Below are 242 nucleotides of genomic sequence, written 5' to 3'. Positions count from 1 at the left end.
CCCTCGGCTCCCCGCTGCAGATCCCGCCCGAACTCGATCATCTTCTTCGCATAGTCCTCGGTCCACTCGGCCCGCTCGGCGATCGTGGCCGGCGTAAGCCGATCGAACCGCCGAGGATCGGCCAGCTGCGCGGCGGCGATCGCCTGGTACTCGAGCGCCCGGTCGGCCGCGGCGCGGAACGCGAGCGGCAGCCCCGTGGCCCGCGCCAGCAGCGCCCGAGGGTCGTCGATCGACCCGAGATC

1 protein-coding gene is annotated in these 242 nt (G+C 73.1%); it reads right to left on the bottom strand.

Going from position 1 to position 242, the window contains the following annotated elements; genetic code table 11:
• Window positions 1-242: hypothetical protein (locus KVT44_RS56695; protein WP_217577119.1), on the bottom strand; the 242-nt coding region annotated here is incomplete at both ends.

Source organism: Streptomyces sp. GbtcB7 (assembly GCF_019091445.1).
In the GTDB taxonomy this organism is placed as follows: Bacteria; Actinomycetota; Actinomycetes; order Streptomycetales; family Streptomycetaceae; genus Streptomyces; species Streptomyces mirabilis.
The sequence above is the reverse complement of the archived record's forward strand: the minus strand, read 5'-3'. Positions and strand labels throughout refer to the sequence as shown.